Source organism: Lactobacillus sp. UMNPBX1, assembly GCF_002554085.1.
Taxonomy (GTDB): Bacteria; Bacillota; Bacilli; order Lactobacillales; family Lactobacillaceae; genus Lactobacillus; species Lactobacillus crispatus.
Genome location: NZ_PCZI01000058.1, coordinates 1 through 567, shown reverse-complemented (window position 1 = coordinate 567; position 567 = coordinate 1). Strand labels below are relative to the sequence as shown.

The 567-nt window shown below is 40.0% G+C and carries 1 tRNA gene; it reads left to right on the top strand.

Annotation, left to right across the window (positions count from 1 at the left end):
• Window positions 1-66 precede the first annotated feature (66 nt).
• A tRNA-Asn gene (locus tag CP352_RS10760) sits at window positions 67-139 on the top strand.
• Window positions 140-567 lie beyond the last annotated feature (428 nt).

Below are 567 nucleotides of genomic sequence, written 5' to 3'. Positions count from 1 at the left end.
ACGCCGAAAGTAGTTGGTGGGCAACTGCCTGCGAGGAAAGGAAGCTGCCGTGCTCTTTTTTAATATTCCGGCTTAGCTCAGTTGGTAGAGCGCTTGACTGTTAATCAAGATGTCGTCAGTTCGAGTCTGACAGCCGGAGCTAGCGGAATATGAAAGAGGCGGGGGCCAGAGGCTTCCGCCTTTTTGTGTGCTATTAAAGTTCTATAATGAAGCTTTTCTAAGTCTTGAAATTTTTTTAAATAGGGCTTCCAAGGAGCTTTGAGGAGTCTGTACTCTGAATGGTATTGATGGATACGTTATTTTTTCTGCCGGAAAGCCACAGAATGGACAAGTGGGCTGCTTAAAAGGGCTTCGTAGACTTTGTATTGCACTCCATTGAAGAATTTATAGAAATTGTTGTAAAATTTAATATCGAGATCAAATTTAATACAATCATTAACAGAGGACATAGCACAACTCCTAAATAGCTTAATTGAGACAGAATATCATAAATATTCATCAACAGAAAAAATGGTTCAGTATAAATTCTTGTGTAAACGGCTGTGAGATTTAGGATGCCTTTCGGGA